Here is a 15,597-nt window from a genome sequence, read left to right as displayed (position 1 = left end):
TTAATTTGGAGGGGACTATCTAATGACAGTTGCTAAGTATGCGATTATCCTTGCTGCCGGCAAGGGTACGAGAATGAAATCGAAGCTATATAAAGTGTTGCATCCGATTGCTGGCCGCCCAATGGTCGACCATGTTTTAACAGAAATTGAAGCAAATAATATGGATGAAGTTGTAACAATTGTGGGGCATGGTGCCGAAAAAGTTGAAGAAACTCTAGGAGACCGTTCAGAATATGCTCTTCAAGCAGAACAATTAGGAACGGGTCATGCTGTCCTTCAAGCAGAAAAAATCTTAAAAGACAAAGAAGGTATGACCATTATTGCTAATGGTGATACACCACTTTTAACGGCTAAGACATTCGGTGAATTGTTCGAATATCATAAAGAAAAAGGTGCTGCAGCAACAGTTTTAACAGCACAAGCTGAAGATCCAACTGGTTACGGTCGTATTATTCGTAACGAAATTGGCATTGTTGAAAAGATTGTTGAACAAAAAGATGCCACAATCCAAGAAGCTAATGTTCAGGAAATTAATACAGGCGTTTATTGTTTTGATAATAAAACGTTATTTGCCGCTTTACATGAAGTGACAAACGATAATGCTCAAGGCGAATATTACCTAACTGACGTTATGGAGATCCTTAAAAAACAAGGTAAGATTGTCGCAGCTTACCGCATGAAGGATTTCTCAGAATCAATGGGTGTTAATGATCGTGTTGCATTATCTGCTGCAACTAAAGTTATGCAACGTCGTATTAATGAAATGCATATGCGCAATGGTGTGACATTAGTTGATCCTGATAACACGTATATTGAATGTGATGTCAAAATTGGATCAGATACAGTTATTGAACCTGGTGTTTACTTAAAAGGTAAAACCGTGATTGGTGAAGATTGTTATATCGGTGCACATTCAGAAATTATTGATAGTATCGTTCATGATAATGTAACGGTTACGGCATCATACCTTGAAGATTCTGTCATGGAAACACAAAGTAACATTGGTCCATACAGTCATTTACGTCCTCAAGCACATATTGGCGAAGCCGCACATATTGGTAACTTTGTGGAAATTAAAAATGCTTCGATTGGTAAGAGTACAAAAGTAGGGCACTTAACTTATGTTGGGGATGCAACTTTAGGTAAAGATATTAATGTTGGATGTGGCGTTGTTTTTGTTAATTATGATGGGGTTAATAAACATCATACAAATGTTGGCGACCATTCATTCATCGGGAGTGGTTCTAACTTAGTTGCCCCACTCGAAGTTGGTGATCACGCATTTATCGCTGCCGGATCAACAATTACGGATAATGTTGATTCACACGACTTGGGTATTGCCCGTGGACGTCAAGTGAATAAAAAAGGTTATTTTGATAAATTACCTGTTGCGGATGCACCAGAAATTAATTAGTAAGCGAATTCTTATCGGATTTTAACTTGCAATTTACTTGATTACTATTTAAAATTTTAAGTAGGGAAAATTAAATAAATGGAGGCACATATGTCAGAACATTATTTTGATCCAAAGTTGAAAATTTTTGCTTTGAACTCGAATAAACCATTGGCTGAAAAAATTGCTGATGCGGTTGGTGTTAAATTAGGTAAAACCTCTGTCGATCGCTTTAGCGATGGCGAAATCAGAATTAATATTGAAGAAAGTATCCGTGGTGATCACGTATATATTGTTCAATCAACGTCTGATCCAGTTAATGATAATATTATGGAATTATTAATCATGATTGATGCTTTGCGTCGCGCAAGTGCTAAATCAATTAATGTCGTTATTCCTTATTATGGTTACGCTCGCCAAGATCGTAAAGCACGTTCACGTGAACCAATTACAGCAAAATTAGTTGCTGACATGTTAGAAAAAGCTGGTGCAACAAGAATTTTAGCGCTCGATTTACATGCTGCTCAAATTCAAGGATTCTTTGATATTCCAGTTGACCATTTAATGGGTGCACCCTTACTCGCTGATTACTTCTTAACTGAAGGATTAGACAAAGATTCTGTTGTTGTTTCGCCTGATCATGGTGGTGTAACGCGTGCCCGTAAATTGGCAGAATTTTTGAAGGCACCAATTGCAATTATCGATAAACGTCGCCCTAAAGCCAATGTTGCTGAAGTTATGAACATCATTGGAACTGTTGAAGGCAAACGTTGTATTTTAATCGATGATATGGTTGATACGGCAGGTACAATTACACTTGCTGCTCAAGCTTTGATGGACGCAGGTGCAACTGAAGTGTACGCAAGCGCAACTCATCCTGTTCTATCAGGCCCAGCTGTTGAAAGAATTGCAAAATCACCAATTAAGCAATTCATTGTAACAGATTCAATTCAGTTACCTGAAGATAAAAAGATTGATAAATTAGTTCAAATTTCAGTGGGTCAATTAATTGGGGATGCAATCACGAGAATTCATGAAAACAAACCAGTTAGTCCATTATTTAAAAACCGTTTCCACAACGAAAAATAGATTTTAGTAAGTTAGATGACGTCAGTTGTCTAACTTTTTTTGTATCTAAATTGAATGGACGCAAAAAAACACTTTTAACTAATGAGTTAAAAAGTGTTTAATAAAATTATTTCTCCCATCCAGTGATGGTTACTTTTCCAATCATCCGACCAGATTCAACATCTTTATGAGCTTTTTGAAGAGTTTCAGAATTGATTGGAGAATATGATTTTGTAGTAATTGATTTTAATTGATTGGTCTCAAATAATTGTGACAGACGATCCAAAATATGTTTTTGTGTAATCATGCTTGTAGTTTGATAGTAAGACTTGCTGTATACCCATTCCCAACTGAAGGTTGCTCTCTTTTTTGTTAATTTTTGTAAATCAATTAATTTTTTATTTTCGGTTGTAGCTGTAATTTTACCATCAGGCTTTATTATTTCAGCAATTTCATTCCAATGAGCATCTAGGTTATTTAGATTTATAATGTAGTCAACATATTTATAGCCTAAAGAATGGATTTGAGAGACAATATCTTGATGGTGATCAATGATATAATCGGGGTTAAACCGGTTAACCCAGGTTACTGATGTCGGTTTTGATGCCGTTGCAATTACGTTTAAACCAACTAATTTGGCTAATTGTACGGCCATTGATCCAACACCACCAGCACCATTAATGATTAAAATTGTTTCATTCTTATTATTATCGCTGTTCAGACTTACCTCTAGTTTTTCGAATAAGGATTCGTATGAGGTTAAACCAACTAATGGAATAGCCGCGCATTCTTCATCGGTTAGATTATGTGGCGCATGACCAACAATTCTTTCATCAACTGCTTGAAATTGAGCGTTACTACCACTTCTTTTAAAGTCTCCCGCATACCATACTCGTTCCCCCAATTTAAACAAGGAACATTTAGTCTCAACTTTGACTACGGTCCCGACGCTATCCCAACCAATAATTTTTGGATGGACCAATTGTGTAGAACGGCCGCTACGTCTAACAAATGTATCAACAGGATTGACTGACACGCCAGTCACTTTAACCAATAAATCGTGGCTTCTGATTGTTGGAATGTCTATCGTTAAGTTCTCAAAACTTTGTATATTTGTAATTGGTAAATGTTGATAAAAACCAACGGCTTTCATTTTTTTTGACATTTTAATTCCCCCTGTGATAACTATATTAGACTCATTATTTATTTTGTTAAGACGTGAATTTAAGTTCACTTGGTGATATTTAATACACCTATTTATAAAAAATGAAAGTGATACAATAACAGTACGACGCTAAAAAGAATTACTTTTATGGAGGGGTATTATGATTAAGGTATACGATTGCGATGTGGGATGTCCCGTGCAAAATACGCTACAGTTTATTTCAGGTAAATGGAAAACCGTTATTCTATATCATATATTTGAAAATGAAGTACTTAGGTTTTCTGAACTCCAGACTAAGTTACCTTATGTATCTAAACGCATGCTTGCAAGGCAGTTAGCCGAGCTAGAAAATGATGGCATTATTGATAAACATATTTATCCGGTTATCCCAGTTAAAACGGAGTATAGAATGACCATATTTGGGAAAACGTTTTTACCCGTTGTAAGGGCAATGGAACAATGGGGTAATGATTATATAAGTGATAAAGATAGATTGTCAGAGTGATTTGTCTTTACGTCTAGTTGAACGGACACAAAAAAACCGTCAGTCTGGGAGGACTGACGGAAAAAGGAGTAGGGATAATTAATTTCGGGGGAGAAATTAGCTATTCATTAACTTAATTCATTCGGGGAAATGAATTAAGAGTTAAAAGTTATTAATTAAGGTATGAATTTATAATAACAATGAGTTGTGAAGAAATTATGACGTAAAAAAGAAAAAACAAAAGCAATATAAAAGGAAAATAGAATGAGTAGGTTATTTGTTATTAGCTGTTCAATACTTATTATTGTTTAAAGTATATTTTCCACAAAAAAACCGTCAGCCTGGGAGGACTGACGGAAAAAGGAGTAGGGATAATTAATTTCGGGGGAGAAATTAGTTATTCATTAACTTAATTCATTCGGGGAAATGAATTAAGAATTAAAAGTTATTAATTAAGGTATGAATTTATAATAACAATGAGTTGTGAAGAAATTATGATGTAAAAAAGAAAAAATATAAAAAGTATTCCTAGAGAATAAAGAGCCTACTCTGATTGAAATATCGGAGTAGGCTCTTGGTAATTATTAGGTTAGTCTTCTTTTGCAATTTTTTCTTCGATTTTCTTGGAAGCTTCTCGAGGTAAGTCGCTGTCTCTTTCAGCTAATAAGTTACGAATATCTTTTAGATACTCTTCTGTCGGTGTTAATGCGACATCTAAGCTTTCTTCTTCATCTTTTTCACTAGACTTGCTTGTTGCATTTCTGAGTGATGTTATCCCTTTTAGTAACATGAAGATAACGAAGGCGATGATTATAAAGTTGATGATATCATCTAAGAATTGTCCGATTTTAAAAGTTGTATCGCCAATTGTGAGCACAATCCCTGACAAATCAACCTTACCGACGACAAGCGCAATGATAGGGCCAATGATGTTAGTTGTGAAAGATTTAACGATTGTTGTAAATGCGCCACCAATAATAACAGCGACAGCTAAATCCATCACGTTCCCACGAGTGATAAAATCTCTAAATTCTTTTAACATAGTTAATAAGTCTCCTTTAGTTTGGTTAACTGTATCTTAAAGTATAACGGATTCAATGGCATAAGTGAAATGGAAATTGTGAGTTAACAGGGATAAATGCTATAATTAGGGCACAAATTAAAAGTAAGCGAGGAACAAACCGTTATGAAACAGGTTAAAAAAAATAGTACGTTTTTATTGAGTATCCTTGTTATGATTATTGCGATCGTTTGGATTCGTGTTGGCGGAGATAACCTTTCTTTATCAAACGCTTATTTTTATATCGGAATCTGTTTGATTTTATTGGGTATCTGTTTCATATTGGGACAGGCGCAACTATTTGCCGGCTGGTTTAAACGTCGAGACAAAGGTGAATCTAAAGAAGATTATGCTGAACGGAAAATAGATGTTCAAAGTGTGGGTAGCAAAAAGAATCGGCCACTTAAAATTTCACCGTTTATGTGGGGATGTTTTATTATTGGGATAGTAATGATTATTATTGCGGTAGTCGTAACGCTTTAAGGGAATTAGAAGTACATAAATGAGAATTATGTGATCTATTAAAAGCTTATCGCTTGTTGGAACATTCTTAACAGGTATGTGGCTATTGGAACTTATATTAGGACGTTGGCCTTCTTTCGACAAGATTCTTGGCGCTAGGTACTAGGAATACTGCTAATAGGGTTGGTAGCAATCATATCTGCAATCTACACCATAAAAATAGTGATGTTTTTTCAACTTTAAATAATTAGCTTTTGATTGTTATATTCGATATTGGGTGAACCAATATTTAATGAATAGGGGTTATTTCAGCAACAGCATTAGGCTCATTCATCATTAAAAAAGTTTCAAAACAAAAATAATCATCTAAAACTAAAATAAATAACAAAGGGAGCCCTCATTAATTGAGAGCTCCCTTTTAAGTTTGATTTTAATTGTTGGTTCTAGTTATTTAACGCATATTTCTGAATGGCTTTAGCGACACCTAATTCAACATTAGTAGCCGTTACAGCTTTGGCACTATCTTTCACTTCTTGGATAGCGTTGCCCATGGCAACACCGAAACCAACAGCTTGCATCATGGATAAATCATTACCTTGATCACCAAGTGCCATAACTTCTTCTTTTTTGATGCCTAATTTTTCGGCTAAGCCCATAACGGCGTTACCTTTGCTGGCATTTTTATTTAGAAGCTCTAAGAAAAAGGGTTCACTTTGAACATAATAGTAGTTATCTGCTATTTTTGCGGGCAAGGCGTTAACAACTCGTGTGATAACTTCAGGATAATCAATATACATTATTTTAGAAATGACAATATCTTTAGGCATTTCTTCTGGTTTACGGAAACGAAGTGGCATTTGAACCAAGAAAGATTCAGCAACCGTGTATTCACTGATATCAGCATTGGCTGTGTACATCAATTTTTGATCTTCGGCGTGCATATGCACGTTCAATTCACGACTAGCTTCTTCAAGTAAGTGGTAATCGTTAATATCTAACGTGTGGTGAATTAAACTTTCGCCGGTACCAGAAACTTGGACCAAAGCGCCGTTAAATGTAATAACGAAATCGTCATCTGTTGTTAAATCTAATTTTTCTAAGTATTTTGTGACACCAGTTAATGGACGGCCGGTACAAAGAACGACCCGAATACCTGCAGCCTTAGCAGCTTTGATAGTAGCGATTGTTTCTGGCGCAATTTCTTTTTGATCATCAACGAGTGTGCCATCGATATCAATTGCGATTAATTTAATTGTCATGTTGTGTAATCTCCTTTGGGTGAATTAAGTTATCGTTGTTAATATAAGTTCTGAACTGGTTATAAATATCTACGAATAAATCATCTTCTGATTTCAACAATTCTCTTGGAAAGAAGAAACGCCTGTCACCTGAAACTTTACCGGTAATTGAGGCAACTAAGTCACTAACGCTGGAAAGCTCAACGAGTGAGCCGTCTTCTTGAGCCAATTCGATTTGGGTACGTGGTTTATCCTTAGTTGGATCATAGGCATCGTAAGGTAAATCGTAACTATCGTTTTCAGCCGTATAATATTCAGGGTTGAACCCGGCTGATTCGATTAAACGTTCTAAGTCAGGAAGTAGGTCGGCTGTATCCGCATCAAATTTAATTGATTTGAAAGGTTTACGATCTAAAAAGCGAACGGCTAAATCACTTAAAATGGTATCCGTATTTTGACGCCATTCTGTGAAATAAGTCGTTAAAACACCATCATCTAACTGTAAGTAATCGTCAAGTGAGAAATCATTCTCAAAAAGTGGAATCAATAACTTTGGAGAATCTTCAATCCCTAATCGATTATTTTCGTATAGATACTTAGCACGATGTAAGAGGTGACTTAGAATAACTTCCATTGATCTAGAAATTGGATGGAAATAAACTTGGACGTACATTTGAAAACGACTAACGATATAATCTTCGACTGCATGCATCCCGTTAATATCGAATGCAATGCCGCCTTTATAGGGGGGCATCACGCGCAAAATCCGTGTTAAATCAAATGTTCCATAATTTGTACCCGTATAGTAAGAATCGCGTAGCAGATAATCCATACGATCCGCATCAATCTGACTGGAAATTAATTGAACAACCTGCGGGTTCGGATAAGTTTTCTGAATGACACTTGCGACCTTTGCCGGGAAATCAGCTGAAACACCGGCTAAAACTTGATTGATTTCGGTTGAAGGATCAGTCAAAATTTGTGCGGTAATAGCTTCATGGTCTGTTTTGAAGATATGCTCAAAAGTATGCGAGTAAGGGCCGTGACCAATATCATGCAAGAGTGCAGCACATAACGCAACTAATTTTTCGGAATCATCCCATAAACCGTCACCGGCTTCTTTAGTTGGGTAATTCCGTTGAAAGTTATCGCAAATGCGACGCGTAATCTCATAAACACCAACAGAGTGAGTGAAACGAGAATGTTCAGCACCATGGAACGTTAGTGATGTTGTACCCAGTTGTTTAATTCGGCGTAAACGCTGAAATTCTTTTGTATTAATTAAGTCTAAAATGACTTGATGTTGCACATAAATGTAATCGTGAATTGGATCACGTAATACTTTTTCTCTAGTGAGTAACGGTGATTGTTCGAGCAATAGAAATCCCTCCTCGAAAATTTAACGACAAATTGAGTCCATGTAATGACGCAATACTTTCATTATAACGAACATTCGTAATTTAGTCATGATATAATCCTGATTTTAAGTAACGACATTTATGAAAATCTAAGTTATAATACAATGAAACAATAAGGTGAACGGAGGACTCAGTCACGTGGCAATCACATTGGATAAACAAATTGCAATTCATTTAGAAACGGTTAAAACGCAAGAAGGCGAAGTTGAACGCTACGTCATCGAAACGACAGGTCAACTTGTTCGTTTGGGCGACGGGATGTACATCAGATATAAAGAAGAAGATGAAGAGACTGGTCAAACAATTCCAGTCACATTTAAATTACAAGATGATGGCGAAATTCAATTAACACGAGAAACAGATGCCATCCGAACAAAATTAATCTTTTTGGCGCAAAAAAAGATTAGCGGAACTTACAAAACGGCGTATGGCCGGATTCCAATTGAAATTGAAACGAAACGGCTAAAAAGCCAATTAAAAAATCAACCTATTTCGGGTTCAGTTGAGATTGATTACCGATTGACAACTAATGGTGAATTATTAGGAGACTACAATATCCGATTGCAATTTACCGCATAAAAATGTATGATTAAGAGTAGACTTTTGGAAAGGACGTGTGCTAGTTGGAGCTTAAACAATTCGATGGCCAAAACAAAGACGAGTTATCAATGATTGAGGTTGCTCACGCAATCTTATCGCAACATGGTGACGTCATGGGTTTTGCTGACTTAACTAATGAAATCCAAACATATCTTGGTAAAAATGATTTAGAAGTGAGAGATCGCTTATCACAATTTTACACAGATTTGAACGCAGATGGTAGTTTCATTTCGCTTGGAGAGAACTTATGGGGATTACGTTCATGGTATCCCTTCGATTCAATCGATGAAGCTGTTGCTCATGTGGAAGATGAAGATGACGAAGATCGTCCTAAACGTAAAAAACGTAAGAAAGTTAATGCTTTCTTAGCAGATGTCGCTGATGATGATGACGTTATCGATTACAATGATGACGATCCTGAGGACGATGATTTAGATGCAACTTATGAAGATGACGACGATGATGACGATGAAGATGCAGAAATCAAAGGCTATGATAAAGATCTTGATGAAATAGCTGATGATGATTCTGATGATGAAGAAGAATTACCAGAAGGTATTGAAGATCAATTATCTGAGATAGCTGATGATGATACAGATGATGACGAGGAAAATAGTTAAAAGGACTTGACGATTTCGTCAAAACCCTGTAATATATTTTTTGGGCACCTCGCAGGTATTTCTTGCGAGGGCAAACGCACGGTTGATACAAGCTCCCTACCCTGATTAGAGTAATCTAGTTAGCTTAGGGAGCTTGTTGTTTTTATATTTATAATGAACAAGTATCAGGCCATAAACATACAATCCCCAAAAAAACTAACCCAAAGGAGATTCATAATGACCAAATATATTTTTGTTACAGGTGGCGTTGTTTCGTCAATTGGTAAAGGGATCGTTGCAGCATCTCTTGGCCGTTTATTAAAGAACAGAGGCTTAAAGGTCACAATTCAAAAGTTTGATCCCTACATTAATGTGGATCCAGGAACGATGAGCCCATATCAACATGGGGAAGTCTTCGTAACTGATGATGGTACGGAAACTGATTTAGATCTTGGTCATTATGAACGTTTTATTGATATCAACTTAAATCAATATTCGAATGTGACAACTGGTAAAATTTATTCAGAAGTTTTACAAAAAGAACGTCGTGGTGATTATTTGGGTGCCACAGTTCAAGTTATTCCACATATCACAAACACAATTAAAGAAAAAATCATGCGCGCTGGAACAACAACAGATTCAGACGTTGTAATTACTGAAATTGGTGGAACTGTCGGCGATATTGAATCATTACCTTTCCTTGAAGCATTGCGTCAAATGAAAGCTGATGTTGGTTCTGAAAACGTGATTTATATCCATACAACTTTAATTCCATACCTAAAAGCTGCTGGTGAAATGAAAACAAAACCAACACAACATAGTGTTAAAGAATTACGTGGTTTGGGTATCCAACCAGATATGTTAGTTGTTCGTACAGAAGAACATATTTCACAAGATATGCGTAATAAATTAGCTAATTTCTGTGATGTTGAACCAGAAGCGGTTATCGAATCAATGGATGTTGATACGTTATACACGATTCCTTTAGCATTACAAAAACAAAGAATGGACCAAATTGTTGTTGATCACTTGAAATTAACAACACCAGAAGCTGATATGACTGAATGGCAAGAACTTGAAACGAAAGTTTTAAACTTGAAGAAAACAATCAATATTGCGCTTGTTGGTAAATATGTTAAATTACCAGATGCTTACATCTCTGTTGCTGAAGCATTGAAACATGCTGGGTACACGGTTGATGCTGACGTTAAGATTACGATGGTTGATTCTGAAAAGTTAGATGAAAGCAACGTTGTCGAAGCACTACAAGCTGCTGATGGTATTATCGTACCTGGTGGATTCGGTAACCGTGGACTTGAAGGAATGATTCTTTCAATTCAATATGCGCGTGAAAACAACGTGCCATTCTTAGGCGTTTGTCTTGGTATGCAAATGGCATGTATCGAATTTGCTCGTAACGTGGTGGGTCTTCAAGGCGCACATTCAACAGAAGCCGTTCCAGAAACACCATATAACATCATCGACTTGATGACAGATCAAGAAGAAGTTGAAGATATGGGTGGCACACAACGTCTTGGTTTATACCCATGTAAATTAAAACCAGGAACAGTAGCAGCCGCAGCTTACAACAATCAAGATGTCATTCAAGAACGTCACCGTCATCGTTATGAATTTAACAATGAATACCGTGAACAACTTGCTGGCGAAGGTTTGGTCTTCTCTGGAACATCTCCAGATAACCGTTTAGTTGAAGTTGTTGAAATTCCTGAAAACAAATTCTTCGTGGCAGCTCAATACCATCCAGAATTTTTATCAAGACCACAACGTCCCGAAGGTTTATTCCAAGCTTTCGTGAACGCAACAGTTTAATAAATAATGAACGAAGAGAGGTTAACATTCCGTTAACCTCTCTTTTTTTGTGCATAGGGGTTGTATTAATTCGTGTACTATGTATAATAGTACACATGGTGGAGGTGAGATAAGTGCAAATTAATAAGACAAGTAGCAAACCGTTTTATGAACAATTAATATCAGGTATTAAAGAAGATATCTTTAAAGGTATTTTACAAACAGATGATAAAGTCCCATCGGTCAGAGAAATGGCTAAAATTCATGAGATGAATCCGAATACGGTTAGTAAAGCCTATAAGGTGCTCGAGTCGCAAGATGTACTTGTCACCGTTAAAGGCCGTGGCACGTATGTTAAAGCAATAAATGAGAGTGATCGTGATGAACGTCAGATTCAAAAAGTTCGTACGATGTTATTAGACACAATTAAAGAGGTAACTTATCTAGGTGTACAAGAAAATGAAATACACGATTGGATTAAACAATATTTTGAAAAGGGGGAGAGCTAAACATGGGATTTGAAATTAAAGGACTATCAGAAAAAATCGGAGACAAAGACATATTAAAAGATATTAATATTAGCTTGGTCCCCGGAGAAATTGTAGGCTTAATTGGCCGTAATGGTGTCGGTAAAACGACGTTATTTAGGTCAATCGCAGGCCAATACATACCAGATACTGGCGATATTTTGATTGATGACCAATGGATTGAAGAAGATTTAACGTTAAAGGAAAAGCTCTTCTACTTGGATACTCAAAATAACTTTTTTGATAGTTATACCATTGATAAAATTGCCGACTTTTATGAGTTAGCCTATCAAACGTTCGATCGTGAGAAATATAACAATTGGGTCATCGAATATGATTTACCACGTCAAACGAAATACCGTCAGTTTTCTAAGGGGATGCAAGGGTTATTTAACATTGTTTTAGCTTTTTCAACCGGAGCACCATACGTGATTTTAGATGAACCGTTGGACGGTTTGGATGTTATCGTTCGTAAACAGGTCTTTCAAATTATTATCGATGCCGTTTCTGAAGATCAGCGAGGTGTTTTGATTTCGTCGCATAATCTGGAAGAGTTAGATCGACTTATTGATCGTGCGATTGTGTTGAAGGGTAGTCATATTGTGAGCGATTATCGCTTAGAAGATACGCGTTCAGAAGCTCGAAAAGTACAATTGGTGTTTAAATCAAAAGAAATTCCAACTTTTGTTAAAGAAAATAGTCGCGCCATTAGTATTCAAGGACGCGTAGTCGTTGTTTTATTTGAACATTATTCGGCAGAACTTGAAGCACAAATTCAAGCTGAAGATCCAGCGTTATTTGAAGAATTGCCGTTAACTCTGGAAGACTTATTCCGAGCAAGCATTTCAGCTAAAGAAAGTACTGAAGGTGAAAAATAATGACAGTAAATAAGAGATTGAATCAAATTGTTTGGCAAAGATACAAGTGGTTTATCGCGTTATTTGTTGCTTTAATTGTCGGGGTATCGATGGTAAACACGATAAACACCGTAAATGGCGTAAAAGAGGCGGAAAAAACGACTACTTATCAACAGTTCGTCATGGATACAAAAAACGATGCCAAGGAGCAGAAGGTTAAGGCTAATTTAAGCCAAACGGAGTATAAAAAATATCAAGCAGGAATGGGGTATCAGGATTCGTATTCTATGATTGATAACAGTTGGTCGGGAATATTAGTGATTTTCATGATTGGTATGGGTCTGTTTACGAGTTTATATGATTTAAAAACAAAGTTTAATGAGTTCATCTTTTCAAGTGGTTTTTCAAGGCGACATTACTTTTGGAAAAGAGCTAGTTTAATACTTTGGACAACACTTATTACGATTTTAATTAGCATGGTAGCGGATGTCGTCATTGCTAAATTACTTATTTCAAGCAATTATTTTCACATTTCAGAGTCATTCTTAGCATGGAGATTAGCATATTGTCTAGCCGGATACATTAGTGTATATGCGGTTGGCACAATTGTGGGTATCCTAGTGAATGGCGTTTTGGCCGCAACAATAACAGCAATTGGTTTTTTTGGGACTTATATGTTAGTTATAACGAATTTTGTTAATAATGGATTAACTGATCCGTTTGTCTATTCAGTTCAAGCCGATACAAATGGGATAGAATTTGGAGTTCAAACTCAGATAGCGACATTCTTGATTTTAGCTGCGTTAATGATGTGGGCAGCTTCTTATTTCTTTAATAATCTGTCATTAGAACAAGACGGTCCTTACTTACAATTTAACTATCTAAAAAAACCGTTACTGATTTTTGTAACCCTTTATATTGGATTCATTATTGGTGGGCAAGGTCGCGGTTATACAAAGCTAAGTGAAATGATAAAAGTGGGCGTCATTACCGGGATTATCACGTTTATCGTTGCCTATATCGTTATCTATCGGCCACAAAATGTTTGGCAAAAGATACAAAATAAATTTTCAAAAAATAAATCTTAAAAAATAATAGCCCTCTATTCATAACGAATAGGGGGCTATTTCGACCTTACAAACTTGTTAGTATGTATAATAAGTGGATTATGATAAACTACAATTTATACACATAAAAGCGATATTATTGGGAGGGATTCAGTTTGAAAGAAATGTTAACGATAAATAATTTAACAAAGAGTTTCGGCAAAAAGACAGTGCTTAAAGGGATCGACTTCAAGATTTCGGAAGGTGAAATTGTTGGACTTGTTGGTGCTAATGGTGCCGGTAAAACAACCATCATGAAATCCATTCTTGGATTAGCTAGTTACCAAGCAGGGGAAATAACGATTGATGGGAAGATGGTTTCAACAACGAGTCATCAGGCATTGGAAGAAGTCGGCGCGTTAATTGAATACCCCGGTATCTATCCATTTTTAAGTGGCTATGATCATTTAAAATTATTCTCTGAAAATAATACTAAAGAAGAATTAGATGAAATTGTGGCTGACCTACATATGACAGATTATATTAACCGTAAGGCTAAGTCATACTCATTAGGGATGAAACAAAAGTTAGGAATTGCCTTGGCATTATTGAATCGACCAAGATTAATTATTTTGGATGAACCAATGAATGGACTTGATCCTCAAGCAACACGTGACGTCCGTGAACTTGTATTGAAATTATCAAAAAAAGGAACATCGTTCTTAATTTCAAGTCATATTTTAGGCGAATTAGAAAAGATTGTTGATCATTTTATCATTTTAAACAAAGGTAAAATCATTCAAGCAATGTCTGTTGAGGAATTAAATGCGGGACATAGTCATTACGTTATGTTAACGACAACTGATAATGAAAAAGCTAAGGAAGTTTTAACGGCGGCCAAGTATGAGCTACAAGTTGACCGATCAGTTAAAATTAAAATGAGTGAAAATGCTGATTTGGCAAATATTATTCAAGTTCTTTATGATAATAAAATTCAAATTAATGATGTTAGACATCAAGAAAACGATATGGAAGAATCATTGCTTAATTTATTAGATCAAAAAGATGGGGGTAAAGCCTGATGTTAACATTGGTTAAACAAGAAACATTCAAATTATTGAAAAAGAAATCAACACCAATTATTTCGATTTTACTTACCATTTTTATTTTTGGCATTGCAATCATCTCAAAAATGAATCCTAAAATATTTGGAGCTAAAGACCTATTTGTTGGTGGTTTTGGCGCAACATTCTTTATCGTGATGATAATGGTTGCGAGTGCAAGTACGATTGTTGCTATGGAATCACAATTTGGAACAATTAAAGATTTGTTATATCGTAAATATTCACGGGGGGCCGTTTTATCAAGTAAATGGTTGACCGTGTTCATCTACTCAATCTATTTAAACGTATTAGTGATTGTTGCTTCAATTGTTGCTAAATTAATCTTCTTACCTGATCTATCATTTGCAGAAAAAGTAGGAGATCAAATGATTATCGGTGCATTAACAACAGGCCTCGCTGGTAACTTTGTGAATTTATGGTTAATTATCAGTTTGGTCTTGTTATTAGCTAGTGCCTTTAATAGTTCTGGTGCTTCAATTGCTGCCGGAATTGGGTTCTACTTCTTAACAAGTATCCTTTCGGGTATCCAAATCTTAGTTATTACTAAATGGGACTGGGTTAAATGGAATCCACTTAACATGATGAACTTGAGTAATCAGTTATCAGCCGGAAAACCATTTGAGGCTTTAACGCATTTGACGACAAACCAATTAATTTGGGGTAACCTTGGTTACACAGCAGTATTCTTATTCTTGGGATACCTCGTATTCAAACGTAAAAATGTTTAACTAACTGGTTGAAATTAAA

At 36.0% G+C, this 15,597-nt stretch carries 16 protein-coding genes; 12 read left to right on the top strand and 4 right to left on the bottom strand.

The window, feature by feature from the left end:
* The first annotated feature begins 22 nt into the window (after positions 1-22).
* Positions 23-1,414: a bifunctional UDP-N-acetylglucosamine diphosphorylase/glucosamine-1-phosphate N-acetyltransferase GlmU gene (glmU, locus tag N0K80_RS05900; RefSeq protein WP_057974720.1), complete on the top strand. Its 1,392-nt coding sequence runs from the start codon at positions 23-25 to the stop codon at positions 1,412-1,414.
* A gap of 90 nt (positions 1,415-1,504) precedes the next feature.
* Positions 1,505-2,482 (top strand): ribose-phosphate diphosphokinase, encoded by a 978-nt coding sequence (locus N0K80_RS05895; protein WP_057974721.1) that lies wholly within the window; start codon positions 1,505-1,507, stop codon positions 2,480-2,482.
* 106 nt (positions 2,483-2,588) lie between these two features.
* Here N0K80_RS05895 and N0K80_RS05890 read toward each other — a convergent pair whose 3' ends face one another.
* Positions 2,589-3,626 carry a zinc-binding alcohol dehydrogenase family protein gene (locus N0K80_RS05890; protein ID WP_407932690.1) on the bottom strand — a complete coding sequence of 346 codons (1,038 nt, stop codon included), beginning with the start codon at positions 3,624-3,626 and terminating at the stop codon, positions 2,589-2,591.
* A 160-nt stretch (positions 3,627-3,786) separates the two neighbouring features.
* On the opposite strand from N0K80_RS05890, the gene N0K80_RS05885 reads away from it, so the two are divergent.
* Positions 3,787-4,131 (top strand): winged helix-turn-helix transcriptional regulator, encoded by a 345-nt coding sequence (locus N0K80_RS05885; RefSeq protein WP_269024107.1) that lies wholly within the window; start codon positions 3,787-3,789, stop codon positions 4,129-4,131.
* Positions 4,132-4,699: 568 nt separating this feature from the next.
* Here the strand turns inward: N0K80_RS05885 and mscL are convergent.
* On the bottom strand, positions 4,700-5,152 hold the full coding sequence (gene mscL / locus N0K80_RS05880; RefSeq protein ID WP_269008498.1) for a large conductance mechanosensitive channel protein MscL: 453 nt from the start codon (positions 5,150-5,152) through the stop codon (positions 4,700-4,702).
* A 144-nt stretch (positions 5,153-5,296) separates the two neighbouring features.
* Between mscL and N0K80_RS05875 the strand changes: the two genes are divergently transcribed.
* On the top strand, positions 5,297-5,653 hold the full coding sequence (locus tag N0K80_RS05875; protein WP_269024106.1) for a DUF3899 domain-containing protein: 357 nt from the start codon (positions 5,297-5,299) through the stop codon (positions 5,651-5,653).
* A gap of 422 nt (positions 5,654-6,075) precedes the next feature.
* On the opposite strand, the gene yidA is transcribed toward N0K80_RS05875, so the two are convergent.
* Positions 6,076-6,891, bottom strand: a complete 816-nt coding sequence (gene yidA / locus N0K80_RS05870) for a sugar-phosphatase (RefSeq protein WP_269008535.1) — start codon at positions 6,889-6,891, stop codon at positions 6,076-6,078.
* Entirely contained in the window at positions 6,881-8,248 is a 1,368-nt protein-coding gene (locus N0K80_RS05865) for an HD domain-containing protein (RefSeq protein ID WP_269024105.1), read from the bottom strand. Before N0K80_RS05865 ends, yidA begins: the two co-directional genes overlap by 11 nt.
* Before the next feature lie 178 nt (positions 8,249-8,426).
* On the opposite strand from N0K80_RS05865, the gene N0K80_RS05860 reads away from it, so the two are divergent.
* The 8 genes from N0K80_RS05860 (at position 8,427) to N0K80_RS05825 (ending at position 15,578) form a co-directional block, all read left to right on the top strand.
* Positions 8,427-8,867 (top strand): DUF1934 domain-containing protein, encoded by a 441-nt coding sequence (locus tag N0K80_RS05860; RefSeq protein ID WP_057974450.1) that lies wholly within the window; start codon positions 8,427-8,429, stop codon positions 8,865-8,867.
* A 44-nt stretch (positions 8,868-8,911) separates the two neighbouring features.
* Positions 8,912-9,508, top strand: a complete 597-nt coding sequence (gene rpoE, locus N0K80_RS05855) for a DNA-directed RNA polymerase subunit delta (RefSeq protein WP_057974451.1) — start codon at positions 8,912-8,914, stop codon at positions 9,506-9,508.
* Between the two features lie 216 nt (positions 9,509-9,724).
* Positions 9,725-11,317 (top strand): CTP synthase, encoded by a 1,593-nt coding sequence (locus N0K80_RS05850; RefSeq protein ID WP_112251241.1) that lies wholly within the window; start codon positions 9,725-9,727, stop codon positions 11,315-11,317.
* Between the two features lie 113 nt (positions 11,318-11,430).
* Positions 11,431-11,805 (top strand): GntR family transcriptional regulator, encoded by a 375-nt coding sequence (locus N0K80_RS05845; RefSeq protein WP_146303191.1) that lies wholly within the window; start codon positions 11,431-11,433, stop codon positions 11,803-11,805.
* Between the two features lie 2 nt (positions 11,806-11,807).
* Complete coding sequence (locus N0K80_RS05840) at positions 11,808-12,701, top strand: ATP-binding cassette domain-containing protein (RefSeq protein WP_269024104.1); 894 nt, start codon at positions 11,808-11,810, stop codon at positions 12,699-12,701.
* Positions 12,701-13,768, top strand: a complete 1,068-nt coding sequence (locus tag N0K80_RS05835) for a hypothetical protein (RefSeq protein WP_269024103.1) — start codon at positions 12,701-12,703, stop codon at positions 13,766-13,768. Before N0K80_RS05840 ends, N0K80_RS05835 begins: the two co-directional genes overlap by 1 nt.
* Before the next feature lie 143 nt (positions 13,769-13,911).
* Positions 13,912-14,808 carry an ABC transporter ATP-binding protein gene (locus tag N0K80_RS05830; RefSeq protein WP_057974509.1) on the top strand — a complete coding sequence of 299 codons (897 nt, stop codon included), beginning with the start codon at positions 13,912-13,914 and terminating at the stop codon, positions 14,806-14,808.
* On the top strand, positions 14,808-15,578 hold the full coding sequence (locus N0K80_RS05825) for an ABC transporter permease subunit (protein WP_146343190.1): 771 nt from the start codon (positions 14,808-14,810) through the stop codon (positions 15,576-15,578). The genes N0K80_RS05830 and N0K80_RS05825 overlap by 1 nt, the downstream gene beginning before the upstream one ends.
* The last annotated feature ends 19 nt before the right edge of the window (positions 15,579-15,597 follow it).

Origin of the sequence: Dellaglioa carnosa (assembly GCF_026948345.1) — a bacterium.
In the GTDB taxonomy this organism is placed as follows: Bacteria; Bacillota; Bacilli; order Lactobacillales; family Lactobacillaceae; genus Dellaglioa; species Dellaglioa algida.
This window is presented reverse-complemented; position numbering and strand designations above follow the sequence as displayed.

What these genes read in the sequence shown, in the direction of transcription:
- N0K80_RS05850 (WP_112251241.1), top strand. Translation starts at nt 9,725, where the DNA reads ATGACCAAATATATTTTTGTTACAGGTGGCGTTGTTTCGTCAATTGGT.
- N0K80_RS05830 (WP_057974509.1), top strand. Translation starts at nt 13,912, where the DNA reads ATGTTAACGATAAATAATTTAACAAAGAGTTTCGGCAAAAAGACAGTG.
- glmU (WP_057974720.1), top strand. Translation starts at nt 23, where the DNA reads ATGACAGTTGCTAAGTATGCGATTATCCTTGCTGCCGGCAAGGGTACG.
- N0K80_RS05885 (WP_269024107.1), top strand. Translation starts at nt 3,787, where the DNA reads ATGATTAAGGTATACGATTGCGATGTGGGATGTCCCGTGCAAAATACG.
- yidA (WP_269008535.1), bottom strand. Translation starts at nt 6,891, where the DNA reads ATGACAATTAAATTAATCGCAATTGATATCGATGGCACACTCGTTGAT.
- N0K80_RS05875 (WP_269024106.1), top strand. Translation starts at nt 5,297, where the DNA reads ATGAAACAGGTTAAAAAAAATAGTACGTTTTTATTGAGTATCCTTGTT.
- mscL (WP_269008498.1), bottom strand. Translation starts at nt 5,152, where the DNA reads ATGTTAAAAGAATTTAGAGATTTTATCACTCGTGGGAACGTGATGGAT.
- N0K80_RS05895 (WP_057974721.1), top strand. Translation starts at nt 1,505, where the DNA reads ATGTCAGAACATTATTTTGATCCAAAGTTGAAAATTTTTGCTTTGAAC.
- N0K80_RS05835 (WP_269024103.1), top strand. Translation starts at nt 12,701, where the DNA reads ATGACAGTAAATAAGAGATTGAATCAAATTGTTTGGCAAAGATACAAG.
- N0K80_RS05840 (WP_269024104.1), top strand. Translation starts at nt 11,808, where the DNA reads ATGGGATTTGAAATTAAAGGACTATCAGAAAAAATCGGAGACAAAGAC.
- N0K80_RS05890 (WP_407932690.1), bottom strand. Translation starts at nt 3,626, where the DNA reads ATGTCAAAAAAAATGAAAGCCGTTGGTTTTTATCAACATTTACCAATT.
- N0K80_RS05825 (WP_146343190.1), top strand. Translation starts at nt 14,808, where the DNA reads ATGTTAACATTGGTTAAACAAGAAACATTCAAATTATTGAAAAAGAAA.